Annotated in this window: 19 protein-coding genes; 11 read left to right on the top strand and 8 right to left on the bottom strand. The window is 67.0% G+C overall.

All coding sequences use genetic code 11. From position 1 onward, the window contains the following. Window positions 1-246: 246 nt before the first annotated feature. The 3 genes from Q0X16_RS06240 to Q0X16_RS06230 all read left to right on the top strand — a co-directional run bounded on the left by Q0X16_RS06240 (window position 247) and on the right by Q0X16_RS06230 (window position 2434). Window positions 247-864, top strand: coding sequence for a hypothetical protein (locus Q0X16_RS06240; RefSeq protein WP_297832068.1), 618 nt, complete (start codon window positions 247-249; stop codon window positions 862-864). Between the two features lie 137 nt (window positions 865-1001). Beyond that, window positions 1002-1601: a YdeI/OmpD-associated family protein gene (locus Q0X16_RS06235; protein ID WP_297832065.1), complete on the top strand. Its 600-nt coding sequence runs from the start codon at window positions 1002-1004 to the stop codon at window positions 1599-1601. Between the two features lie 47 nt (window positions 1602-1648). After that, window positions 1649-2434 carry an ADP-ribosylglycohydrolase family protein gene (locus Q0X16_RS06230; protein ID WP_297832062.1) on the top strand — a complete coding sequence of 262 codons (786 nt, stop codon included), beginning with the start codon at window positions 1649-1651 and terminating at the stop codon, window positions 2432-2434. 32 nt (window positions 2435-2466) lie between these two features. Here Q0X16_RS06230 and Q0X16_RS06225 read toward each other — a convergent pair whose 3' ends face one another. The 4 genes from Q0X16_RS06225 to Q0X16_RS06210 form a co-directional block, all read right to left on the bottom strand. Continuing rightward, window positions 2467-3504, bottom strand: coding sequence for a hypothetical protein (locus Q0X16_RS06225; RefSeq protein WP_297832059.1), 1038 nt, complete (start codon window positions 3502-3504; stop codon window positions 2467-2469). Window positions 3505-3732: 228 nt separating this feature from the next. Next, window positions 3733-3960 carry a hypothetical protein gene (locus Q0X16_RS06220; protein ID WP_297832056.1) on the bottom strand — a complete coding sequence of 76 codons (228 nt, stop codon included), beginning with the start codon at window positions 3958-3960 and terminating at the stop codon, window positions 3733-3735. A gap of 301 nt (window positions 3961-4261) precedes the next feature. Beyond that, window positions 4262-5959: a hypothetical protein gene (locus Q0X16_RS06215; RefSeq protein ID WP_297832052.1), complete on the bottom strand. Its 1698-nt coding sequence runs from the start codon at window positions 5957-5959 to the stop codon at window positions 4262-4264. A gap of 18 nt (window positions 5960-5977) precedes the next feature. Next, window positions 5978-6343 (bottom strand): hypothetical protein, encoded by a 366-nt coding sequence (locus Q0X16_RS06210; RefSeq protein WP_297832048.1) that lies wholly within the window; start codon window positions 6341-6343, stop codon window positions 5978-5980. A gap of 175 nt (window positions 6344-6518) precedes the next feature. Here Q0X16_RS06210 and Q0X16_RS06205 point away from each other — a divergent pair, with 175 nt between their 5' ends. The 4 genes from Q0X16_RS06205 (at window position 6519) to Q0X16_RS06190 (ending at window position 13447) form a co-directional block, all read left to right on the top strand. Continuing rightward, entirely contained in the window at window positions 6519-9125 is a 2607-nt protein-coding gene (locus Q0X16_RS06205; RefSeq protein ID WP_297832045.1) for a winged helix-turn-helix domain-containing protein, read from the top strand. 113 nt (window positions 9126-9238) lie between these two features. Next, on the top strand, window positions 9239-9877 hold the full coding sequence (locus Q0X16_RS06200) for an SH3 domain-containing protein (protein ID WP_297832041.1): 639 nt from the start codon (window positions 9239-9241) through the stop codon (window positions 9875-9877). Between the two features lie 133 nt (window positions 9878-10010). Continuing rightward, window positions 10011-11840, top strand: coding sequence for a hypothetical protein (locus Q0X16_RS06195; protein WP_297832038.1), 1830 nt, complete (start codon window positions 10011-10013; stop codon window positions 11838-11840). After that, a complete protein-coding gene (locus Q0X16_RS06190) occupies window positions 11837-13447 on the top strand; it encodes an NAD(P)/FAD-dependent oxidoreductase (RefSeq protein WP_297832036.1) in 1611 nt (536 codons plus the stop codon). The genes Q0X16_RS06195 and Q0X16_RS06190 overlap by 4 nt, the downstream gene beginning before the upstream one ends. A 133-nt stretch (window positions 13448-13580) precedes the next feature. On the opposite strand, the gene Q0X16_RS06185 is transcribed toward Q0X16_RS06190, so the two are convergent. The 3 genes from Q0X16_RS06185 to pdhA are packed head-to-tail and all read right to left on the bottom strand — an operon-like array spanning window position 13581 to window position 16990. Continuing rightward, window positions 13581-14924, bottom strand: coding sequence for a dihydrolipoamide acetyltransferase family protein (locus tag Q0X16_RS06185; RefSeq protein WP_297832033.1), 1344 nt, complete (start codon window positions 14922-14924; stop codon window positions 13581-13583). A gap of 9 nt (window positions 14925-14933) precedes the next feature. Further along, a complete protein-coding gene (locus Q0X16_RS06180; RefSeq protein WP_297832030.1) occupies window positions 14934-15920 on the bottom strand; it encodes an alpha-ketoacid dehydrogenase subunit beta in 987 nt (328 codons plus the stop codon). Beyond that, complete coding sequence (gene pdhA / locus Q0X16_RS06175; protein ID WP_297832027.1) at window positions 15917-16990, bottom strand: pyruvate dehydrogenase (acetyl-transferring) E1 component subunit alpha; 1074 nt, start codon at window positions 16988-16990, stop codon at window positions 15917-15919. The genes Q0X16_RS06180 and pdhA overlap by 4 nt, the downstream gene beginning before the upstream one ends. Before the next feature lie 245 nt (window positions 16991-17235). Here pdhA and Q0X16_RS06170 point away from each other — a divergent pair, with 245 nt between their 5' ends. After that, window positions 17236-18738 (top strand): oligopeptide:H+ symporter, encoded by a 1503-nt coding sequence (locus Q0X16_RS06170; RefSeq protein WP_297832024.1) that lies wholly within the window; start codon window positions 17236-17238, stop codon window positions 18736-18738. A 115-nt stretch (window positions 18739-18853) separates the two neighbouring features. Continuing rightward, window positions 18854-20218: a Gfo/Idh/MocA family oxidoreductase gene (locus tag Q0X16_RS06165; protein WP_297832093.1), complete on the top strand. Its 1365-nt coding sequence runs from the start codon at window positions 18854-18856 to the stop codon at window positions 20216-20218. 18 nt (window positions 20219-20236) lie between these two features. Here the strand turns inward: Q0X16_RS06165 and Q0X16_RS06160 are convergent, their stop codons facing one another. Next, window positions 20237-20752, bottom strand: a complete 516-nt coding sequence (locus tag Q0X16_RS06160; protein ID WP_297832021.1) for a MarR family winged helix-turn-helix transcriptional regulator — start codon at window positions 20750-20752, stop codon at window positions 20237-20239. A gap of 77 nt (window positions 20753-20829) precedes the next feature. Here Q0X16_RS06160 and hppD point away from each other — a divergent pair, with 77 nt between their 5' ends. Both hppD and hmgA read left to right on the top strand, forming a co-directional pair. Then, a complete protein-coding gene (hppD, locus tag Q0X16_RS06155; RefSeq protein ID WP_297832018.1) occupies window positions 20830-21930 on the top strand; it encodes a 4-hydroxyphenylpyruvate dioxygenase in 1101 nt (366 codons plus the stop codon). Window positions 21931-22012: 82 nt separating this feature from the next. Beyond that, complete coding sequence (hmgA, locus tag Q0X16_RS06150) at window positions 22013-23311, top strand: homogentisate 1,2-dioxygenase (RefSeq protein ID WP_297832015.1); 1299 nt, start codon at window positions 22013-22015, stop codon at window positions 23309-23311. Window positions 23312-23321 lie beyond the last annotated feature (10 nt).

Here is a 23321-nt window from a genome sequence, read left to right as displayed (position 1 = left end):
GTGCCTTACCCCGGCACGCTGCTCTCCATACGTCGCGCTGCCGGACAGGTAAAGGACGGCAAACAGCGGATGTTCCATCGAATCTACCTCGCGGGGAACCGATCGCCAAATGCGCGGCTCATCGTGCGCGTATCCTGACGTTGCGGTTGCGACAGCCGATGCGGCTTGCTGGGGACAACGGCGTCGGACGCGGAAATTTCCCGGGTGCTGTAGCCTGATTCCGGGTCGGGCCGAGGGAACGGGACCATGATGTGGATACCGGTTGGGATCGCGCTGGTCGTGGTGATCATTCTGGTCGCTGCCTACGCGAGCCAGCGTCGCAGCGACCAGGATCCGGCAAGCCTGTTCTTGATGGTGGCCAGTGCGATCTACATCACCGGGCTGTTGCTGGGCGCCCTCGTCACCGGGCTCGCCTCGCCCACGCTCGAAACCTGGCCGTGGGCCATTGGCGTGCGCGCTGCCTGGCAGCTCGTCGGCACGGCGCTCATCCTCGTCTGCATCGGGCGCTACGCCGTCGAGAACGCGGGTGCCGGCAAGCGGGCCTTGTGGGCATTGGCAGGAGTCGCCGCCGCGCTTGGGCTCGTCGCCGCCAGCAACCCCGTCCGCGACCTCGTGTCCGGCCCGGAGGTGTTGCGCATGACCGGTTTCGAAAAAACACTCAAGCGCAGTTTCAGGAGCCCGGCCGGCTACATCTTCATCACCTTGAAAGGGCGCGCGCCCGATGGCCGGATGCGTGAGATCGAGCTCGCGGGTTGGGGCGCCAATACCGCGGAGGATCTCCTCGACCAGTGCGAGTCGCCGGATGGGCCCACCGTCACCGTGCTCGTACATGTAGGGCGGGTGCTCGCAGTCCGTTGCCCCTGACGGTGCGGGCGCCGGTCATCGGGCGCTGTGGTCGACCGCCTTGGCACGTCGGAAGCACATGGCTGCATCAATCCTGCCGCCGAGGGTCGCAATGACTTGATGCACAATGGCCAAACCGCAGGCAAACGGTGAGCGCCATGGCCAGCAACGATCCACGTGTCGACGCCTACATCTCGCGGCAGGCCGATTTCGCCCGACCCATCCTGGAGGAGCTGCGCCGCCGCGTGCACGTGGCCTGTCCTGCGGCGCTGGAGACGATCAAGTGGGGTGCGCCGGCGTTCACCTACAACGACAAGCTGCTGGGGGTGATGGCCGGGTTCAAGCAGCACGCGGCCTTCAACCTGTGGCACGGCAAGCAGGTGGTGGGCGCCGATGCCGCGGCCCGGGATGGCATGGGCCAGTACGGGCGCATCGCCGCGCTCGGGGATTTGCCGGCAAAGCGCGAGACCACGGGCCACATCCGTGCGGCGATGGCGTTGATCGATGCTGGCGTCTCCGGGGCCGGCGGACGCAAGCCAAGGCCGCCGTTGCCGCTTCCGGACGACCTGGCCATGGCCATGCGCGGCAACAGGATGGCGCGCAAGGCCTGGGACGGCTTCACGCCCGGCAAGCAGCGCGAGTACGCCGAATGGATCATCGGCGCCAAGCGTCCCGAGACTCGCGCCCGGCGGGTTGAGCAGGCGCTGGAGTGGATCGGTGAAGGCAAGCCGCGAAACTGGAAGCATCAGGGCGGTTGACCGGGACGTGGTCGGCAACGTTCGATCCATGCAGCGAGGAGACCACCATGCTGGGCGCGGTCATTGGCGACATCGTCGGGTCGGTTTACGAATTCGACAACCATCGGGCCAAGGACTTCCAGCCGTTCTTTCATCCGCAGGCGTTCTTCACCGACGACACGGTGTGCACGATCGCGGTGGCCGACGCCCTGCTCGACGACAAGGATCCCGCGGTGGCGTTGCGCGAATGGGGGCGACGCTACTGGAGCAACGGCGGTTGGGGCCAACGCTTCGCGGTGTGGCTGACGCACGACGACATGGGGCCGTACAACAGCCTCGGCAACGGCGCGGCGATGCGGGTGTCTCCGGCGGGCATGCTGGCAGCCAGCGTGGGAGAGGCGATCGCGCTTTCGGATCGCGTCACCGAGGTGACCCACAACCACCCTGAAGGCATGCGCGGCGCCGCGGCCACGGCGGTTGCGATCCATCTGGCGCGGGCCGGTTGTTCGCCACCCGAAATCCGCGCACGAATCGCACAGCGATTCGGCTACGACCTGTCCGCATCGGTCGATGCGATCCGTCCGCACTACGTCTACAACGAACGCAGCCAGGACACCGTGCCGCAGGCGCTGACCTGTGCGCTGGAGGCGCGCGATTACGAGGATGCGATCCGCAACGCGATTTCGATCGGCGGCGACAGCGACACCATCGCGGCGATCGCCGGCGGCGTGGCAGAGGCGCTGTTCGGAATCGACGACGCGCTGGCGAGGGCCGGCTGGGCCTATCTTCCGGACGATCTGGCTGCGGTCCTGAAGCAGTTGTACGCCGTCGCAGGGGAGCTGCCGGGGGCGTGAATGCAATCGGCGAATCTGCGCCTTCGACGCGCTCATCTGGCGGCTTTGAAGAACCTCGATCTGGCGGGAATGTTCGGGCAGAGCTGGTAGTTTTCGCGCGCGTTCATCCGCCCGCCCACCGTGCCGACGAACGTGAACGACTGCGGGCCGGTGATGACGTATTCGGTGACGTAGAGGTGCGGATCCCATTGTCCGTCCTCGTCGCGGCTGCGGGAGGTGATGCGGAAGCGGTCTGCGGCCGACATTTCCCACTTCAGTGCTTCACTCGTGAATTTGTGCCTTGGGTCGGTGAAATCCGATGGTGTCCAGAAACGCTTGCCGTCGAAATACAGCATGTCGCCGACCGGCTTGGCGCAGGTCGAGAACGTGCCTTCCACATAGGCGTAATAGCCGACGGCCAGGGGGATGCGCGCAGCGGTGGTGCCCGGCCTGCCCTGCGCCGCCGCCGTTGCCCTGGCGGGCCTTGCCGCGCAGCCTTCCGCATCCACCGGCTGGTTCCGGGCGTTGTAGCGTTCCAGCACTTCGACGTGGCGGCCATTCCAGCCCCAGACCACTTCCGCTGGCAACGGCCCGCACCGGCCGGCACCGGCGCTGCCGGTCGGGTAGCGCAACACCTGCGCGTTGCCGCGGCGCTGCACCCAGGCCGGGCTGATGGAGGGCATCACCAGCGTGGAATCGTAGCCATCCGTTGAACTTTGCGAATCCCGCACATGGCCGCTGGCCGTGGACACCACGAACTCGACGGTCAATTGCGGTCCGTCTCGCCCTTCGTTGAGGCCGGCGCAGCCGCCGTTGGGCGTGGCGATGACGAAATCCGGCTTGCCGTCGTCGTTGAAATCGACGGCAAGATAGCGGCCCGTCCCCGCAGGCATGCCACTGCCGTCGATGCCCGAGGCCGGCATCGGCTTGAACCTCGCGCCGACGTAGCGCTCCCCGATACTGCCGCAATACTGGCGGGCGTGGGTTTCCCAGGCCTTCAGTGCAGACGACGGCAACGACGGCGGCGTTTGCGCGCCGGCATTGAACGCTGCAAGCACCAGCAGCGGCGTGACGAAAGATCTTGCGTGCATGGGTTTGTTCTCCGGTTGGGTACTTCCTGCTTTTCCGCATTGTGCGTTCTAACTGTGCCGCCGGACTGCCGTGAAAATCGCCGACGCCCCGGTCCGCGAAGGGCAGATCCGGATCGATGGTGCGCGCCGCGATCTGGCCAAATCACCCGTAGAAGGAAACGTCTCGTCGTAGTCCGTTCGTCATGCGCATCCCTGTGCGACCGGATGCGCCCTCCGCTCATCCTTTTTTCAATCAATCCGGCCCGATTCGATGAAATAGGCCGTCGCCGTCAGGGGCAACCCCAGCATCCCGATGACCAACATCGTTGCGGCAATCCGGAGGAGCAAGCCCTTCTTCCACTTCTCGCGGCGATGTCGCAAGGAAGCGTCGTAATCCGCGAGCTCCACCACCCCTCCGGATGTGCGGTGCTCGAACTCGTACCGCTCCAGGCGTTTGTGCAGACGAATACGCTGCATGCAGCTGCTCCGCAGCGACCGGTGCCCATTCGGATGCCGGGAACCGGCAGGCCGGTCTCGCGGTTTGAATAGCGGCTCCTCCAGGAGTGCCTCAGCGCATTGGCCAGGGTCTTGAGGCGGCCTTCGACACGACCTTCGATTTCCTCGGGTCGCGCCTCCCCTGCGCTCGCGATGATGTCGGTGCGAACTCGTTCAACCGAAGGAAATGAACCGAGGTAGGCCGGGGAATCGGTCGTCGGCTCGGACTGCGCCTGCGCAAGCATCGGTACGGCGAGCACCAGATACAGCAACACCTTCCACATCACGGTTTCGCCGGTTTGGTGTTCTGTTCGATCAGGCGCACCAGGTCGACCAGTCCGTGGCGCACCGCCAGGTCGCGCAGGGTGACGCGCTGGTTGTCCCATTCCAGCGGTGCGTTGACATCGGCACCGGCGGCTACCAGCAGTGGCAGTGCTTCTGCGACGAAATCGCCGCGGATGTCATAGCTGCCGGTGTCGTTGAGGAACAGCCAATGCACGGCCCGGGTACCGGCTGGGCCTGGCGCGTTTGCGCGTGCGCCGGCGGCCAGCACGGCCTTGATCAGGTCGATGTGCCGCGATTTCAGCGCCCGAACCAGCGGCGTGTAGCCCTCCTCGTCAGCAGCATTGGCGTTGGCGCCCGCCTTGACCAGTGCCGCCAGCAACGCCACGCGCGCTTGGCGGGCCTCGGTGGCACCATGGCCAAACACGTCGCCACGGTCGTCGTACACAGCGACGTTCAGCAGGTGGTGCAGGGCATTGCGTCCGTGGCGATCCACGACCGAGGCCTTCGCACCTCGGTCCAGCAGGGCCTGCAACTGCGCCGCGCTGCAAACCCAGAGATCGTTGTTGCGTGCGTTGTAGCGGTACCGTTCGACGCAGCGCAGCAGGCGGGTGCGGCCTTCGCTGTCGGTCTGATCGATGTTCGCGCCCCTTTCCAGCAGCAGCGGCAGCACGGTGTCGTCGGCGAAGATCACTGGATAGGTCCAGCTGCGAACCGGGAACTGGTAGGGTCCTTGCTCCGGATCGCCGTTGTAGCTTGCCGGCAGCGCATCGCCGAGCTTGATCTTGCCTTCGTCCAGGTAGAAGGCGACCGTCTGCGGGTTCGGGCGCGTCCACAGCGCCGTGGCATAGGTGCTCAGCAGCTCCGGCGGCACGAAGCCGCCCGGCCCGTACTGCACGGCTGTGCTCCTGTCGCCACTGCGTTCCAGCCACAGGCCGGTCTTGCTGCCATCCGCAGCGTAACTGCCGCCTTCCACCAGCCGTCCGTTCTCGTCCCGGGTTTCATGCGGGCCGACCGGCTTGTCGTCGGCGTATTCGCCGCGGGTGGCGGGCTTCCCATTGGCGTGCCAAGTTTCCTGCAGGCCGTGTCTCTTGCCTTCGCGGTAGCGGGCGTGCTCGAGCAGCGTGCCGTTTGCCGCCCAGGTCTGCTTGTCGCCGTGCAAGGCGCCGGCCTTCCACGATGCCCGTTCGATCAGCGTGCCGCTCGGGGCCCATTTGCTTGCCTGCCCGTCCTGCCTCCCCTCGGCGTCGAACCTAGACTCCGCCACCAGTTTGCCGGTTTCACAATCCCAGTTTCGCGCCAGCTCTTGCTGGCCCTTGCGGCTGTATTCGGTCAGCGAGCGGCGTTCGCCGTTCTCACACCAGCTTTCGGAATCGCCTGTGTGCCGCACGCCATCCGCCTCGTCCCAGGCCACCTCTTCGCGGCTCTGCCGCGTGCCGTCGTTGTAGAACCATTCCGTCACGCCGTGCTTGCGGCCATCGCGCATGTGCACGCGTAATACCACCTGGTCACCGCGGCGGCCCACCACCACGCCGGAAAATGGCTTTCCATCGACCCGGTAGGGTCGATCGACTTGGTTCGAGGCGTTGATCCGGGAGATCTCGTTGCTGGCGCGCCCATCCATGGGCAGGGTGATTTCGTGTTCCTTCGCACATCCAGCCACTACCAGGAGTGACAACAGCAGTGCCAATTTGCGCATGTCGGTTCGCTCCCCGGATTATTGCTTGCGCTTGAATTCCAGCAGGCCCATCGGCCCGCCGGTCAGGGTGTCGTCGTCCTTGCGGGTCAGCACCACGGTGGTGCCGGGCTGGTCGGGGTTGCGCAGCCGGATTTTGTCGCCGTCGACCTCGTATTCCAGCTGCTGCTCCATCCCGGCGGCTTCCTGGGTGGCTTTTCCGTTGCCGTGGAAGGTGAGAACCTGCTCGCCGGTCACGCCGCCCTCGAATCTGCCGGTCATGCCGTCGCCGCACGCCGCCAGCAGTAGCGCAAGGACGAGGATCGCGGCCAGACGCAACCGGCTCCCGATCGTCTGCAGAGTGTTCTTTCCCGTCGCCGCAGCGTTCGCGTTTCGCGTCTCCATCATCAACCCCCATCGTTTCGCCCGGGCGGGTCGCGCCGGGATCGGGGCAATGCTGGTCGCAGATCGTCCGCGTGTCCTCACGGAACCTTCAAGAAACCTTCAAGCCTCGCCCCGCGCGCGGTTGACGGGCCTGCGCCGCGCCGCCTATAAGTGGCCTTCGTCAGGCAACCGGCAAGACATGGGCGATTCTCTCTACCGCTGGCGTTTCGGCAGCATCGAATTCGACGAATCGCGGCGCGAGCTGCGGGTCGCCGGCCTGCCGGTGGAGATGGAGCACAAGCCGCTGGAGGTGCTGTCGCTGTTGCTGCGCCATGCCGGCGAGGTGGTGACCAAGGACGAATTGTTCGAAACCGTCTGGGCCGGGCGGGTGACGGTGGACAACGTGCTGTCCACCGCCGTGGGCAAGCTGCGCAAGGCGCTGGATGCCGATGGGGAGCGCCGCATCGCCACTGTGCCGAGGATCGGGTACCGTTTCGACGGGCCGTTGGAGCGCATGGCGGTCGGGGCCGCGCCGTCCAGTCCGCTGGCGCTGGAAGCGGGCAAGCCGGTGCCGGGGCGCGAGCAGTTCGTGCTGGAACGTCAGCTGGGCCACACGCTGGGCAGCGAAGTCTGGCTGGCGCGGCATCCACGCAGCCGCGATGCGCGCGTGTTCAAGTTCGCCCTGGACGGCGAATGCCTGGCCTCGATCAAGCGCGAGGCCACCCTGCTGCGGGTGCTGCGCGAAGCGCTGGGGGAGCGCGAGGACATCGTCCGCCTGCTGGACTGGAACTTCGCATCGACGCCGTTCTTTCTGGAATCCGACTACGGCGGGCAAGCGCTGCCGGAATGGGCCGCGCAGGATGGCAGGCTGGCCGCGCTGGACAGGGAGCAGCGCCTCGCCTTCTTCATTCCCATCGTCGAAACCGTGGCCGCAGCGCATGCGGTCGGCGTGCTGCACAAGGACCTGAAGCCGGCCAACGTGCTGGTGGCCGCGCGCGGCGAGGGCTGGCAGACGCGACTGACCGATTTCGGCAGCAGCCGACTGCTGCAGCCGGAGCGGCTTGCCGAACTCGGCATCACCGCGCTGGGCATGACGATGACGCAAGTCGGCGGCGATTCCAGCTCCGGTACGCCGCTGTATCTGGCCCCGGAACTGCTGGCCGGACAGTCGGCCACCGTCCGCAGCGACGTCTATGCGCTGGGGATGCTGCTCTACCAGTGGCTGGCCGGCGATCTGCGCAGGCCGTTGGTGCCGGGCTGGGAGCGCGATATCGAGGATCCGCAGCTGCGCGAGGATATCGCACAGGCCACCGACGCCGACCCCGCCCGCCGCATCGCCAGCGCCACCGAACTGGCCGAGCGCCTGCACCGTCTGCCGCAGCGCCGCACCGAACGCGCCCAGCGCGAGGCGGACGAACACGCCGCCGCCGCGCTGCGCCATGCGCTGGAACGCAGTCGTGCGCGCCGCCCGTGGGCAGTGGCCGCCTTCGCCGCGCTACTGCTGGGACTGGGTTGCAGCCTTTGGTTCTGGCACCGCAGCGAGCAGCAGCACCGCCTCGCCGAGCGGCAGCGCGACATCGCCGAAATGCAGGCAGCACGCGCGGTAGCGGTGGTGTCCTTCCTCAGCAACGACCTGATCGGTACGGTCAGCCCCGGCGGCGCGGCATTCGAGCATGACCCCACCATTCGCGACATGCTGGACGTGGCCTCGCGGGAAATCAACGGCAAGTTCGGCCAGGATCGGGCCACTCGCGGCAGCATCCACGCGGCGCTGGGGCAGTCGTGGCGCGCACTGGGTGAGATCGAGCGTAGCGCGGAAGAACTGCGCGCGGCCCTGCGCGATTTCACCGTCGCCTTCGGCGCGGACGACGCATTGACGCTGCGCACCGCCTATGCGTTGGTGCGCACGCTGGCCTACGCCAGTCGCGATACCGATTTCAAGGAGGCGGGAAAACTGCTGGCCGACGCCGATGCCAAGGCTGGCGCTCGCCTGCATCAGAACAGCGAACTGGCGCTGGATGCAGCTTTTGCCCGCGGCATCTTCCACCACCAGCAGTTGCAGATTGATCGGGCATTGCCGGCCTGGGTGCGCGCGGACGCACTGCAGCGGCAGTTGTTCCCGGGGGACGCGCAGCGCGCCTTCGTGATCCGCGAGAACCTGGCCGATGCGCTACGCCGTTCCGGCCAGACCGACAAGGCCATCGCATTGATGCGCGGCATACTGACGGATCCGCTGCTGGATGTGCGGCAGGTTGGCGAAACCCGCATCGCCTCGGTGCAGATGAACCTGGCCCGCGCGCTGCGAAGCCAAGGCAACTACGCCGAAGCCCTGCCGCTGGCGCAGGCATCCGCCGCCGCCTCGGAAAAGATCTACGGCCCCGACAACTACCAGACGCTGGTGCAACGCTCCACCGTGGCCAGCATCCACGACATGGCTGGAAACTGCCCCGCCGCCCTGCTGATCCAGCGCGACGTGGCGCGGCGCATGGCCGCGCGCTACGGCGAAAACAAACAGGCCACGCTGGTCGAAACCGGCAACCTCGGGTTGCAGGAATACAACTGCGGCGACCGTCCCGCCGGCATCGCCCTGTTGCGGAAAGCCGAACAGCGGTTGCGCCAGCAGTTCGGCGAAGACAACGCGGCCGGCCAGAGCTTCCGCCTGTCGTTGGCGGAAGCGCTGATCGAGCAAGGTCAGCGCGACGAAGCGAGACGCCTGCTGGATGGCCTAAGCGCGCAGGCGATGGCAGCCGCGGGTGGCGATGCGGCGGAGCTCGAGCGTGTGCGCAGCCTGCTGGCGGACGCATAGCCGAGCCGGGTCCTGAAGCCAATGTCTCGCAACGCGCGGCTTGTCGCGCCCAGGGCGAGGATGCGGTATTGTCCCTTGAAGTTTTGCGAGTCGTAGCGCTGCTCGCGCAGGCGATGCCGGGGCGCGTGCGGGGCGGGAAACGGGAGAACCGGACAATGCGTCGTTGCTTGCGGCATGTCGTTGCGGTTGCGGGCCTGCTTCTGATCGCGGGAAGCGCGCCGCCCCCGGCCACCGCTGCGGCGGCGGACATCGCCCGTTGCAACCTCTCCGCCTGGTCCACCGACAGCGATCCCGCCGGCCTGGCCGTGCGTTCCGGTCCCGGCACCAACAACGCCGTGATCGGCCGACTGCCTCCGCCCGGTGGCGTCGAAGGCTATGACGAGGCCGCCGAAGTGACGATCACCGGATCGCACAACGGCTGGTTCCGCATCAGCGCGGCGGTCATGATCGACTACGCCGGCGACAAGCCCGACAAGGTGCTTTTCAAGGGCGAGGGTTGGGTGTCGGGGCGCTATCTCGGCCTGTTGCTCAACGACGCGAACCTGCATCGCGAACCCGCACTCGAATCGCCCGTGGTCGCGCATCTCGCCTTCGCCGATCCGGACGGGAACATGATGGGCCCGGATTCCTGGGCGGTTCGCCTGCACGCCTGCAAGGACGATTGGGCCGAGGTTGACGCCTCTTACGAGGACCGGCGGTTTCGCGGCTGGGCAACCCGGACCTGTTCGAATCAGGTGACCACCTGCCCCTGATGCCGCTTGCCGCCTGGCCCGGCAGGCTTGCGCCTCGCCGGGAAACACAGGCTGCGCGGACACATCGGGAATCCTGTGCAAGACTGTCGCCGCATGCCGGACGTGGGGTCCCGGCCCGGAGAGCGCAGCGCGCATGAACCACTTCCTTGCCGAACTCAAGCGCCGCAACGTGATTCGCGCGGCGGGGCTGTATCTGGCCGGCGCGTGGCTGCTGCTGCAGGTGGCGGGCACGGTGCTGCCGATGCTGTCGGCGCCGGAGTGGCTGGGGCGCGCCATCCTTCTGGTGGCCGTCATTGGTTTCGTGCCGGCGCTGGTGATCGCCTGGGTGTTCCAGTGGACGCCGGGCGGGCTGCGGCGCGAGCCGACGACGGAGCAGGCGGCCGCCATGCCGGTGGCGTCGAGTCGGAAGATCGACTACCTGATCATGCTGGTGCTGGCGCTGGCGCTCGGGTATTTCGCGTTCGACAAGTTCGTGCTGGCACCGCACCGGCAGGCGGCGGTGGCGGCGGAAGCGCGCATGGAAGGGCGCAGCGACGCGATCAAGGAAACCTTCGGCGAACGTTCGATCGCGGTGCTGCCGTTCGCCGACATGAGCCAGGCGCACGACCAGCAATACCTGTCGGACGGGATCGCCGAGGAACTGCTCAACCTGCTGGCGAAGGTGTCGGAACTGCGGGTGATTTCGCGTTCGTCGGCGTTTTCCTTCCGCGACCGCAAGGAGGACATCCCGACCATCGCGCGCAAGCTGGACGTGGGCTACATCCTCGACGGCTCGATCCGCAAGGCCGGCAACCGGGTGCGGATCACCGTGCAGTTGATCGACGGGCGTTCGGACACGCAGCTGTGGAACGACACCTACGATCGACCGCTGGACGACATCTTCGCGATCCAGGACGAGATCGGCGCGGCGGTGGTGGCGCAGCTGAAGGTCAAGCTGCTGGGCGGAGAGGCGCCGAGAGTGCGCCGGACCGATCCGCGCGCGTTCGCGCTGTACCTGCAAAGCCTGAACAGCTTTCGCCAGCATTCCAGCGAAGGCTATGCGCAGGCATTGGCGCTGGCCAAACAGGCGCTGGAGATCGATCCGCGCTACGTCGATGCGTGGAACATGCTCGCCGTGGTTCACAGCAGTCAGGCCGGTCTTGGCATACTGCCGCCGGAGGAGGGCTACCGGCTGGCGCTGGAGGCCGCCAACAAGGCGCTGGCAATCGACCCGAACTCGGCCGATGCCTATGCCGAGCTGTCCAATATCGTGATGATCCGCGACGACGATCTTGTCTTTGCGGCAAGAAACGTGCAGCGCGCGCTGGAGCTTGAACCGCGCAATATCTACGCTCTCGGGCAAGCGGGACAGGTGGCGAAGGCTTTGGGCCGGCTCGATCTGGCGGTCGACATCCTGAAAAACCTGAAGTCGCGCGATCCGATGCAGTCCAACGTCCATGCCAACCTGTGCCTGGCCTATTTTGGCGCGGGTAAGCTGGATCTTGCGATCGACGCCTGCCGCACCGGGCTGATGCTGGAACCGAAGCGGATCATTTCCCATTCCGCCATCGCCACCGCGCTGTTGCGCAAGGGCGATGCGCAGGCGGCGCTGGCCGAGGCGAAGCTGGAACCGTTCGAGCCGTTCCGTTTGTTCGGCGAGGCCATGGCCTGGCATACGCTTGGCGATCGCGAGAAATCGGATGCGGTCTTGAAGGAAATCATCGACGAGTACGGTCGGGACGCGGCCTACAACATCGCCTATGTGGAGGCGTGGCGGGGCAATGCCGACAGTGCGTTTGCCTGGCTGGACAAGGCGGTCGAGTACAAGGATTCGGCGCTGCCGATGATCGCCTCCGATGCCGCGTTTGATCCCATCAAGAGCGATCCGCGCTGGCTGCCGTTCCTGCGCAGGCTGGGCAAGTCCCCGGAGCAACTGGCTGCCATTCACTTCAACGTGACGCTGGACGCGGCGGACGGGCAATGACAAACGATGACGCCCTCATCCTCGGCGGCGGCCACAACGGCCTCGTCTGTGCGGCGTACCTGGCCGGTGCCGGTCTGAAGGTGCGGGTGCTGGAACGCCGCCACATCGTGGGCGGCGCGGCCGTCACCGAGGAATTCCACCCCGGTTTCCGCAATTCGCTGGCGAGCTACACCGTCAGCCTGCTCAATCCGGCGGTGATCGCCGACCTGCGCCTGCACGAGCACGGACTGCGGATCGTCGAGCGGCCGTATTCCAACTTCCTGCCGCTGCCCGACGGGCGCAGCTTCCGGCTCGGCGGCAAGCCCGGGCTGAAGGAAGTCGGCAAGTGGTCGGCGCGCGACGCCCAGCGGCTGCCGGAGTACTACGCGATGCTGGAGCGGGTGGTGGTGGTGCTGCGCGAGCTGCTGCGGCGCACGCCGCCGAACGTGTCCGACCGTTTCGTGCTGGCCGACTGGATCCGCTCGCTGGCGGTGGTGCGCCAGCTGGAGGCGCTGGACATGCGCGGGCGGCGCGACCTGCTCGACCTGTTCACCAAGTCCGCTGGCGAGCTGCTCGATGCCTGGTTCGAGGGCGAGCCGCTGAAGGCGGCGCTGGGCTGGGATTCGGTGGTCGGCAATTTCGCCAGCCCGTACACCCCGGGCAGCGCCTACGTGCTGCTGCACCACGTGTTCGGCGAGGTCAACGGCAAGCAGGGCGTCTGGGGCCACGCCATCGGCGGCATGGGGGCGATCACCCAGGCCATGCGCGCCGAGTGCGAGGCGCGCGGGGTCACCATCGAGACCGAAGCCGAGGTCGCGCAATTGCTGGTCGAGGACGGCAAGGCGGTGGGCGTGCGGCTGGCCGACGGTCGCGAGCTGCGGGCGCGGGTCGTCGCCAGCAGCTTGAACCCGAAGCTGCTTTATACCCGGCTGCTGGCGCCCGGGCAGCTGGACGTGGACACCGAGCAGCGCATCGGCCGCTACCGCTGCGGTTCGGGCACCTTCCGCATGAACGTGGCGCTGTCCGAGCTGCCGGACTTCACCGCGGCGCCGGGCACGAACCTGCAGCCGCACCACCAGAGCGGCATCCTGATCGGACCGTCGCTGCGCTATTTCGAGCAGGCCTTTTTCGACGCCAAATCGAAGGCGCACAACCCCGGCTGGGCGCGCGAGCCGATCGTCGAGCTGGTGATTTCCTCGACCCTCGACGACAGCCTCGCGCCCAAGGGCCGGCACGTTGCCAGCCTGTTCTGCCAGCAGGTGAACCCCGAGGTCGACGGCGGCTGGGATGCGCACCGCGACGCGGTGGCCAGGTTGATGATCGACACCGTCAACGATTACGCACCGAACTTCGCCCGCAGCGTGCTCGGCTACGAGGCGCTGTCGCCGCTCGACCTGGAGCGCAGATTGGGGCTGCTCGGCGGCGACATCTTCCACGGCGCGTTGGGGCTGGACCAGATGTTTTCCGCCCGGCCGATGCTCGGCCAGGGCAACTACCGCGGCGCGTTCAAGGGGCTGTACCTGTGCGGTTCCGGCAGCCATCCCGGCGGCGGCGTCACCGGCCTGCCGGGACGCAGCGCGGCCCGCGAGATCCTCAAGGACCTGCACCGCCGGCCGCGCCCGGACTGAGTGCGATGTTGCGCCGCAGCGTGCATGCGTCTAGGCCATAAGTCACGATCGCCCCGCGTCCCGACGTGGGGGAGGGAGCAGGCCCGCTGAGACTTCGGTCGATGCGGGCTTTTTATTGAACCTTTCCCCGGATTCAGTTCGGTCGCGCCAGGTCGTCGAGCAGAGCCTTGAGGAAGCGCGCCGCTTCGCCGCCGGTGATGCAGCGGTGGTCGAAGGTCAGCGAGATCGGCATGCGGCGATGCACTTCCACCCCGCCCATCACCGCGACCACGTCGTGGGTGAGCTTGCCGACTCCGACGATCGCCACGCACGGTGGCACCACGACCACGGTGCCGTAGCGGCCGGCGAACATGCCGAAGTTGGACAGGCTGATGGTGTAGCCGGTCAGCTCCGAAGCCGGGATCGAGCGATCCTCGACCTGCGCGCGCAGGCGGTTGATGCCGGCGCGCAGGCCGGCGCCGTCGAGCAGATGCGCGTTGCGCAGGGCGGGCACGAACAGGCCGTCCGGCGTGTCCACCGCCATGCCGAGATCGACGTGCGGATGGCGGGTGAGGGCGAGGTTCTCGTCGTCGAACCAGGCGTTGAGCGAGGGCTCGGCCCTGCAGGCGGCGACGATCGCGCGGATGGTGCGCGCGGTGATGTCCTGTTTGCCCACCCAGGCATGCAGGTCGGCGTCGTCGACGATGGTGGTCTGCACCACGCGGTCGCGGGCGTCGGCCATGACCCGCGCCATGTTGCGGCGCACGCCCTTGAGCTGTTCGGGCTGGCCGCTGACCGAAACCGTCGGCGGCTGGGTGCGCATCGGTTTGCCGGATTGCGAGAGCGTGCTGCGGGCCGCCGATGCAACGGACGCCGCAGCGGCAGGAGCGACGGCAGCGGCCGGCGCGGCGGCCGGTGCCGCCATCGATGCGGGATTCGCGGCCGCCTGCTTGACGTCGTTCATCGTCACCGTGCCGTCCGGTCCGCTGGCGCGCACGCGCGCCAGGTCCACGCCGAGCTTGCGCGCCATCGCGCGCACGGCGGGAACGGCTTTCACGCCGCCCACGGCAACTGCGGATTCGCTGACCACCGCATTGCCGACCTGCATCGCGCCGACCACGGTGCCGGCGTCTTCGCGCTCGCCGGAGGCCGGCTTGGCGGCAGGCGTCGGCGCGGGAGTGGGATCCGGTTCGGGCTCGTCGTGCGCGGCGCCGTGATGGTGCCCGGTATCCTGGCCTTCGGCGCGCTGCGGCAGGCTGGGATCGATCTCGAACTCGGCCAGCAGCTTGCCGGTGACGATCACGTCGCCCGGGCCGCCGGCCAGCTTGAGTACCTTGCCGGACACCGGCGAGGGCACGTCCACCACCGCCTTGGCGGTTTCCATCGAGACCAGGTTCTCGTCGAGGCGGATCGTGTCGCCGACCTTGACGTGCCACTCGACGATGGTGGCGTCGGGCAGACCTTCGCCGAGGTCGGGGAGGAGGAATTTCTTGCTCATGGGGCGTCCTTACGAATAGGCCATCGCGCGCCTTGCGGCGGCGACGATCTTGTCCACGCTCGGCAGGTACTTCATTTCGAGGCGGAACAGCGGGATGTGGGTGTCGTAGCCGGTGACGCGCTCGACCGGGGCGAGCAGGTCGAACAGGCATTCGTGGGCGATCCGGGCGGCGATTTCGCCGCCGAAGCCCGCCGTGCGCGGCGCTTCGTGGACGATCACGCAGCGGTGGGTCTTGGCCACCGATTCGGCGATGGTCGGGAAGTCCAGCGGCGTGAGCGTGGCGACATCGATCACCTCGGCGCTGATGCCTTCCTTCGCCAGCGCGTCGGCCGCTTCCAGGGTTTCCTTGACCTGTGCGCCCCAGGTGACGAGCGTGATGTCGCTGCCGTCGCGCAGCACGTAGCACACGTCCAGCGGCAGCGCCTCGCCGTCGTCGGGCACCAGCTCCTTGTACTGCCGGTAGATGCGCTTGGGCTCCATGTAGATGACCGGATCCGGGTCGCGGATCGCCGCCAGCAGCAGGCCGTAGGCGCGCTGCGGGCTGGAGGGCATCACCACGCGCAGGCCGGGGACGTTGGTGAAGATCGCCTCGTTGGCCTCGCTGTGATGTTCCGGCGCGCGGATACCGCCGCCCCACGGCACCCGCAGCACCATCGGGCAGGTCAGCCGGCCGCGGGTGCGGTAGCGCATGCGGGCGGCGTGGCTGATCATGAAATCGACCATCGGATAGACGAAGCCGTCGAACTGCGCTTCGGCCACCGGGCGCATGCCCTGCGAGGCCATGCCGACGGACAGGCCGGCGATGCTGGTTTCGTCCAGCGGGGTGTCGAGGATGCGTTCGGGGCCGAATTTTTCCGACAGCCCGGCGGTGGCGCGGAACACGCCGCCGTTGACGCCGACGTCCTCGCCGAGCACGACCACGCGCTCGTCGCTGCGCAGCTCGTAGGCCAGCGCCTGGGTGATCGCCTCGATCAGGGTGATGGGTTGCGCGCTCATGCCCGACCCTCCCGCGCCAGCGCTTCCGCCCGCTGGCCCCGCAGGTCCTCGGGCAGCTCGGCGTACAGATAGTCGAACATGGCTTCGACCGGCTGCACCGGCGTGTTCAGATAGGCGTTGATTTCCTCGTCCACCTTCTTCGTGCACTCCTCGATCCAGGCCTTTTCCTTCTTTTCGTCCCACAGCTTCTGCGCGGTCAGGTACTTGCGCAGGCGGATGAAGGGTTCCTTCAGCCACGCCGCCTTGACCTCGTCCTCGCCGCGGTAGCGGCGGGCGTCGTCGGCGGTGGTGTGGTCGTGCAGGCGGTAGGTCATGAACTCGATCACGCTGCCGCCTTCGCCCTTGCGCGCGCGCTCGGTGGCGCGGCGCATCGCCTCCAGCACCGCGATCAGGTCGTTGCCGTCCACCTGCAGGCAGTACAGCCCGCCGGCCAGACCCTTCTGCGCCAGCGTCTCGGCGCCGGTCTGGGCCTTGCGCGGCACGCTGATCGCCCAGCCGTTGTTGACCACGCACAGCACCAGCGGCGAGGTGTAGGCGCCGGCGGTGTTGATCGCGGCGTAGAAATCGGTCTTCGAGCTGCCGCCGTCGCCGCACACCGCCACCGCCACGCGCTTCTGCCTGCGCAGCTTGAACGACAGCGCCGCGCCCGACGCCATCAGCATCTGGGTGGAGATCGGTACGCACCACGGATAGTCGTTCCTGGGGACTTCGTAATCGTTGCCGCGCTCGTCGCCGCCCCAGTACATCAGCACATCGCGCGGTTTCACCCCGCGCGCGAACTGCGCGCCGTATTCGCGATAGCTGGGCGCGAACACGTCCTCGGGGCGCATCGCCACGCCGATGCCGACGTGGGTGGCCTCGTGGCCGAGCGCGGCGGCGTAGGTGCCGAGCTTGCCGGTGCGCTGCAGGGCGATGGCCTTGCCGTCGAAGGTGCGCAGGAACAGCATCTGCTTGAAGATCGGCACCAGCGCCTTGGCGTCCTTCACCGCCGGCGGCAGCTTGCCGACGAGCTTGCCGTCGGGATTGAGGTATTGCAGGTATTCGATTTCGAAACTGGCGGCGATGGCCATGGGCATCCGTCCGATTGGAGCAATCCTTCTATTGTAGCCGCTGGCCGGCATCCGCTCTTTGCTGCACTGCCGCAATACGCTGGCGTGCGGAGCGCTGCGGTGCGGGAATTCCGACCACAGGCCACACGCCTGAATGCGTGGCGTTGACGTTGCCCGCACCGTTCGGTGATGCTTCGGCGGTTGCGTCGGGATCGGACACCGCCCGCGCGTCGCCAATCCACCGCAGTTTTCGAGGGGAGAAACGCATGAGCGCAGCCGCGCCAAACACGCCGGCGCAGTTGCCGGAATTCAAGCAGGTCATGGGCCATCCGCGTCCGCTGTGGATGCTGTTCATGACCGAGTTCTGGGAACGCTTCGCCTTCTACGGCATGCGCTGGGCGCTGGCGCTCTACATCGTTGCGGAATTCTTCGGTGGCGACAGTTCCGGCGAGGCGCATGCCAGCCGGCTTTATGGCGCGTATCTGGCGTTGGTGTACGCGGCCGCGCTTTTTGGCGGCTATGTGGCCGACCGGGTGATCGGCTACCAGCGCTCAATCCTGATCGGCGCGGTGGTCATGGCCGTGGGCTTGTTCATGGTCGTGGTTCCGAACGAGACCGTGTTTCGCATCGGTCTGGCCACGATCATCGCCGGCAACGGCCTGTTCAAGCCGAACATCTCAACGATGGTGGGACAGCTTTACGCGCCGGGTGACGAGCGCCGCGATTCCGGGTTCACCCTGTTTTACATGGGCATCAACGCAGGCGCCTTCATCGCGCCGATCCTGACCGGCTATCTGGCCGAGCACATGTTCGGCGGCTCCTCCGCGATGCCGGCGTACAAAGCCGTGTTCATCGCCTCGGGCCTCGGCATGCTGATCAGCCTGATCTGGTTCTGGTTTGGTCGTGCGCGGCTGCAGGGCATCGGCAAGCCGATCGCTGGCAGCGAAGGGCTCGCCAAGCCGCTGATGGTGGCGGTGGGCGTGGTGGTGGCGATTCCGTTGATCTTTTTCCTGCTGACCATCGAGGCCAGCCTGCTGGCATGGATTCTCGGCGTTCTGTTCCTGGCGCTGTGCGTGCTGATCCTGCGCGAAGGGTTCCAGGATGGTGCGGTCGCACGCGACAAGGCGTTGGCGATGTTGATCATCTTCGCCTTCAACGTGCTGTTCTGGATGTTCTTCGAGCAGGCTGGCAGTTCGTTCAACTTTCTGGCCCAGAACATCGTGCAGCGCGATTTCGGCGGCTGGACCTTCCCGGTGGGCTGGTTCCAGTCGGTGAACTCGCTGGCCATCATCTCGCTGGCTCCGGTCATCGCCTGGATCTGGGTGCGTTTGGGCCGCGCCAATCCGTCGATCCCGCGCAAGTTCGGATTGGGCATCATCTTCAACGGCCTGGCCTTCCTGCTGCTGATGGTGGCACTGTCGAGCATGGTCGATCCGCAGACGATGAAGATCCCGTTCTGGACCTTGTTCATGGTCTACGTGATCCAATCGGTGGGCGAGTTGTGCCTGTCGCCGATCGGACTGTCGATGGTGACCAAGCTGGCGCCGGTGCGGCTGGTCGGTTTCGGCATGGGCGGCTGGTTCCTGTCCACGGCGATCGGCAACAATCTGTCCGGCATCTTCGCTGGCGTGATCAGCGGCGAAGGCGGCATGACCGTCGCTTCGGCGCATTCCGGCTACACCTTCGGATTCTGGGTCCTGATCGGAGCAGGTGTGCTGTTGTTCCTGATCGCGCCGCTGATCCAGAAGTTGATGCACGGCGTGAAGTAGGCCCGATTGCAACCGCGAGAGGCATCCGGAAACGGCGGCTGAGGCCGCCGTTTCCTTTTCCGGCCGGTGGGGGGATCATCCGGGACGATACCGTTTTCGAACAGAGAGGAGTGCCATTCGCCGCCGCGAATTCCTGCTTTCCACCGCCGCCGCCAGCGTCGCCGGCGCTGCCGCCTCGCTCACCCCCGCGTTCGCCGCGCCGCGCTCCCGGCTGCGGGTGGCGATGATCGGCACCGGCCTGCGCGGGCAGTCGCAGCTCGGGCCGATCCTCAGCCGCGACGACGTCGACCTGGTGGCGATCTGCGACACCCAGCAGGTGATGCTGGACATGGCGCTGGCGATCATCGACAAGGCCGGCCGGCGCAAGCCCAAGACCTACGGCGGCAACGGCGATGTCAACGCCTGGCGCAAGCTGCTGGCGCGCACCGACCTCGATGCGGTGTTCATTGTCACCCCGTGGGAATGGCACGCGCCGCAGGCCATCGCGGCGATGGAGGCAAAGATCGCGGTCGCCTGCGAGGTGGTGGCCGGCATCACCCTGCCGGACCACTGGGACGTCCTGCGCACGCAGCAGCGCACCGGCACGCCGTACATGCTGATGGAGAACGTCTGCTACCGCCGCGACGTGCTGGCCGTTCTGCAGATGGTGCGCCAGGGCCTGTTCGGCGAACTGATCCACCTGCAGGGCGGCTACCAGCACGACCTGCGCGGGGTGATGTTCAACAACGGCGACCCGAAGCAGCCCTACGACAGCGGCGTGGAGTTCGGGCCGAAGGCGTTTTCCGAGGCGCAGTGGCGCACCCGGCACGCGGTGGAGCGCAACGGCGATCTCTACCCCAGCCACGGCATCGGCCCCTGCGCGATGTACGCGGGCATCCACCGCGGCAACCGCTTCACCCATATCAACGCCTTCGCCAGCAAGGCGCGCGGTCTGCACGATTACATCCTGGAGCGCCTCGAGGGCGGGCCGAACCATCCCAACGCCAAGGTCGTCTTCAGGCTCGGCGATCTGGTCACCACCACCTTGCGCTGCGAGAACGGCGAAACCATCCTGCTGCAGCACGACGTGAGCCTGCCACGGCCGTACTCGCTGGGCTTCCGCGTGCAGGGCACCGACGGGCTGTGGATGGACGTCAACAAGTCGGTGCATGTCGAAGGCCGCAGCCCCCGCCATCGCTGGGAGGATGCGCAGAAGTATTACGACGAATTCGACCACCCGCTGTGGCGCAAGTACGCCGACAAGGCGGCCGGCGCCGGCCACGGCGGCATGGACTGGTTCGTGGTGCACGCCTTCATCGAGGCGCTCAAGGCGGGCGACCCGATGCCGATCGACATCTACGATGCGGTGGCGTGGAGCGCGATCACGACGCTGTCGGAACAGTCGATCGCCGAAGGCTACCGGACCCTCGATTTCCCAGACTTCACCGAGGGCAAGTGGAAGGAGCGATCGCCGATCTTCGCCTTCAACGACCGCTATTGAGGTGCGGCGCGACCGAGGCTAGGGCGTTGCCTGTTCGACGCGCAGTTCCAGGGCGTCGAGCCGGTCGAGCAAATGGAACAGTTGCGTGCGCTCGGCGGTCGGCACGCCGGCCAGCAGTTCGCGTTCGAAGTCCAGCGCGATCCGCACCACCTGGGCATAGACCGCGCGTCCGGCCCGGGACAGGCGCAGCAGCGAGCGCCGCCGATCGTCCGGGTCGATCCGGCGCTGGAGTCGTCCGGACGCCAGCAGGCGATTGACCGCGCGGCTGACCGCCACCTTGTCCATCGCCGTGCGCCGCGCCACCGCGTTGGCCGACAGGCCGGGGTGGTGGCCGAGCACCGCCATCACCCGCCATTCGGTGACGCCCAGATCGAACCGCTGCGAGTATTCGCGCGCCAGTGCGTCCGAGGCGCGGTTGGCGAGCACGCTGAGCCGGTAAGGCAGGAAGTTTTCCAGGACCAGCACGTCGTCGATGACGGCTGGGCCGGGGCCTGCGTGCTTGCCGTTCGCCCTCGCGTTCGTGCTCGTGGCCATGCTGCGGCGCGCCTTGAAATTGGTTTCATATGAAACTATAAAGGCAGGCCAAGCGACAATCCAGCCAGGAGCCCGCCATGTCCGTGCAGCGCACCGCCGCCGATTTCAGCCTCGGGATGACCCCCACCACCTTCGACAACCCGATGGGCATCGACGGCTTCGAATTCGTCGAATTCGCCGCGCCCAAGGGTGCGGCGGCGTCGATGACGGCCTATCTGGAAAGCATGGGCTTTGCCGCCATCGCCCGCCACAAGGATCGCGCCATCACCCTGTTCCGCCAGGGCGACATCAATTTCCTGCTCAACGAGACCGAGAACTCGTTCGCCTCCGATTTCGCCGAACGGCACGGGCAGTCGGCCTGCGGGTTCGCGATCAATTTCAGGAAGCCCTCGGCCGAGGTGCTGGCCCACGTGCTGGCCAACGGCGGCGAGACGGTGGAATTCCGCGCCGACAGCAAGGCGGTCGATGCGCCGGTCATCAAGGGCATCGGCGATTGCATGCTGTATCTCGTCGATGCCGACAACGCGAACCTGTACGGCGATTTCGTTCCGTTCGACGGCGTCGACACCCGGCCCAAGGGCTTCGGGCTGACCTTCATCGACCATCTGACCCACAACCTGTTCCTCGGCAACATGGACAAGTGGTCGGAATACTACGAAAAGCTGTTCAACTTCCGCGAGATCCGCTACTTCGACATCAAGGGCGCCAAGACCGGCCTGCTGTCCAAGGCGATGACCGCGCCGGACGGGATCGTGCGAATCCCCCTGAACGAGTCTTCGGACGAGAAGTCGCAGATCAACGAGTACCTGCGCGACTACCACGGCGAGGGCATCCAGCACATCGCGCTGTTCACCAACGACATCTATTCGACCGTGGAATCGATGCACGCCGCCGGGGTCGCCTTCCTCGACACGCCGGACACCTATTACGACGTGGTCGACATCCGCGTGCCCGACAACGGCGAGGACGTGCCGCGCCTGCGCCGGAACTCGATCCTGATCGACGCCGACCCCGAGACCCACAAGCGCAAGCTGCTGCAGATCTTCACCCAGAACGCATTCGGCCCGATCTTCTTCGAGATCATCCAGCGCAAGGGCAACGAGGGCTTCGGCGAAGGCAACTTCCAGGCTCTATTCGAGAGCATCGAGCGCGACCAGATGAAGCGCGGCGTGCTGTAAGGGAACGGGTCGTTCGTCCTGACCTGTCGAAGGGCGGGCGGCCGTTCATGGTTCGACAGGCCCATCACGAATGGCCCAGAGCATGAGCATCCAAAGCACCGGCTACCAGAGCGGTTTCGGCAACTGGTTTGAAACCGAGGCGGTCCCCGGCACCGTGCCGCAGGGCCGCAATTCCCCGCAGAAGGTGGCGCACGGCCTGTACGCCGAGCAGCTGACCGGCACCGCGTTCACCGCGCCACGCCACGCCAACCGTCACGCCTGGCTGTACCGGATCCGTCCGGGCGCCGTGCACGGGCGCTTCGAAGCGTTCGACACTCCGGCCTTCCACAACGATTTCAGCGGCCGCGCCACCCCCGAGAAACTGCGCTGGGGCGCGCTGCCGCTGCCGAGCGCGCCGGCCGATTTCATCGAGGGCCTGTTCACCATGGGCGGCAACGGCAGCCCGGAAGCCGGCACCGGCGTCGGCGTCCACCTGTACGCGGCCAACCGCGACATGCAGGGGCGCTTCTTCTATGACGCCGACGGCGAACTGCTCATCGTGCCGCAGCTGGGACGGCTGCACATCGAAACCGAGCTGGGCGTGGTCGACGTCGCGCCGCAGGAAATCGCGGTGATCCCGCGCGGCGTGCGCTTCCGCGTGGCGCTGCCGGACGGGCAGGCGCGCGGCTACGTCTGCGAGAACTTCGGCGCCCTGCTGCGCCTGCCCGACCTCGGGCCGATCGGCAGCAACGGGCTGGCCAACACCCGCGACTTCCTCACCCCCAATGCGGCGTTCGAGGACGTCGACGGCGACTTCGAGCTGATCGCCAAGTTCCAGGGCCATTGCTGGCGCGCGTCGATCGCCCATTCGCCGCTGGACGTGGTGGGCTGGCACGGCAACTACGCGCCGTACAAGTACGACCTGCGCCGCTTCAACGTGATCGGCTCGATCAGCTTCGACCATCCCGACCCGTCGATCTTCCTGGTGATACATTCGCCCAGCGACACGCCCGGGACCAGCAACGTCGATTTCGCGATCTTCCCGCCGCGCATCCTCGCCATGCAGGACACCTTCCGCCCGGCGTGGTTCCACCGCAACGTCGCCAGCGAATTCATGGGGCTGGTGCACGGCATCTACGACGCCAAGGCCGAGGGCTTCGTGCCGGGCGGCTGCTCGCTGCACAACTGCATGACCGGGCACGGGCCGGACGCGGCGACCTTCGAGAAGGCCAGCGCGGTCGACACCAGCAAGCCGGACTATGTCACCGACACCATGGCGATCATGTTCGAGACCCGCGGCGTGATCCGGCCGGCGGCGCAGGCGCTGGAAGCCGCGCACCGGCAGATGGACTATCCGGACGTGTGGATGGGGCTGAAGCGGCACTTCAACCCGGAGGCCTAGGAAACGCCGA

Origin of the sequence: Thermomonas sp. (assembly GCF_025993755.1) — a bacterium.
GTDB lineage: Bacteria > Pseudomonadota > Gammaproteobacteria > Xanthomonadales > Xanthomonadaceae > Thermomonas.
This window is presented reverse-complemented; position numbering and strand designations above follow the sequence as displayed.

What these genes read in the sequence shown, in the direction of transcription:
- Q0X16_RS06240 (WP_297832068.1), top strand. Translation starts at nt 247, where the DNA reads ATGATGTGGATACCGGTTGGGATCGCGCTGGTCGTGGTGATCATTCTG.
- Q0X16_RS06235 (WP_297832065.1), top strand. Translation starts at nt 1,002, where the DNA reads ATGGCCAGCAACGATCCACGTGTCGACGCCTACATCTCGCGGCAGGCC.
- Q0X16_RS06230 (WP_297832062.1), top strand. Translation starts at nt 1,649, where the DNA reads ATGCTGGGCGCGGTCATTGGCGACATCGTCGGGTCGGTTTACGAATTC.
- Q0X16_RS06225 (WP_297832059.1), bottom strand. Translation starts at nt 3,504, where the DNA reads ATGCACGCAAGATCTTTCGTCACGCCGCTGCTGGTGCTTGCAGCGTTC.
- Q0X16_RS06220 (WP_297832056.1), bottom strand. Translation starts at nt 3,960, where the DNA reads ATGCAGCGTATTCGTCTGCACAAACGCCTGGAGCGGTACGAGTTCGAG.
- Q0X16_RS06215 (WP_297832052.1), bottom strand. Translation starts at nt 5,959, where the DNA reads ATGCGCAAATTGGCACTGCTGTTGTCACTCCTGGTAGTGGCTGGATGT.
- Q0X16_RS06210 (WP_297832048.1), bottom strand. Translation starts at nt 6,343, where the DNA reads ATGATGGAGACGCGAAACGCGAACGCTGCGGCGACGGGAAAGAACACT.
- Q0X16_RS06205 (WP_297832045.1), top strand. Translation starts at nt 6,519, where the DNA reads ATGGGCGATTCTCTCTACCGCTGGCGTTTCGGCAGCATCGAATTCGAC.
- Q0X16_RS06200 (WP_297832041.1), top strand. Translation starts at nt 9,239, where the DNA reads ATGCCGGGGCGCGTGCGGGGCGGGAAACGGGAGAACCGGACAATGCGT.
- Q0X16_RS06195 (WP_297832038.1), top strand. Translation starts at nt 10,011, where the DNA reads ATGAACCACTTCCTTGCCGAACTCAAGCGCCGCAACGTGATTCGCGCG.
- Q0X16_RS06190 (WP_297832036.1), top strand. Translation starts at nt 11,837, where the DNA reads ATGACAAACGATGACGCCCTCATCCTCGGCGGCGGCCACAACGGCCTC.
- Q0X16_RS06185 (WP_297832033.1), bottom strand. Translation starts at nt 14,924, where the DNA reads ATGAGCAAGAAATTCCTCCTCCCCGACCTCGGCGAAGGTCTGCCCGAC.
- Q0X16_RS06180 (WP_297832030.1), bottom strand. Translation starts at nt 15,920, where the DNA reads ATGAGCGCGCAACCCATCACCCTGATCGAGGCGATCACCCAGGCGCTG.
- pdhA (WP_297832027.1), bottom strand. Translation starts at nt 16,990, where the DNA reads ATGGCCATCGCCGCCAGTTTCGAAATCGAATACCTGCAATACCTCAAT.
- Q0X16_RS06170 (WP_297832024.1), top strand. Translation starts at nt 17,236, where the DNA reads ATGAGCGCAGCCGCGCCAAACACGCCGGCGCAGTTGCCGGAATTCAAG.
- Q0X16_RS06160 (WP_297832021.1), bottom strand. Translation starts at nt 20,752, where the DNA reads ATGGCCACGAGCACGAACGCGAGGGCGAACGGCAAGCACGCAGGCCCC.
- hppD (WP_297832018.1), top strand. Translation starts at nt 20,830, where the DNA reads ATGTCCGTGCAGCGCACCGCCGCCGATTTCAGCCTCGGGATGACCCCC.
- hmgA (WP_297832015.1), top strand. Translation starts at nt 22,013, where the DNA reads ATGAGCATCCAAAGCACCGGCTACCAGAGCGGTTTCGGCAACTGGTTT.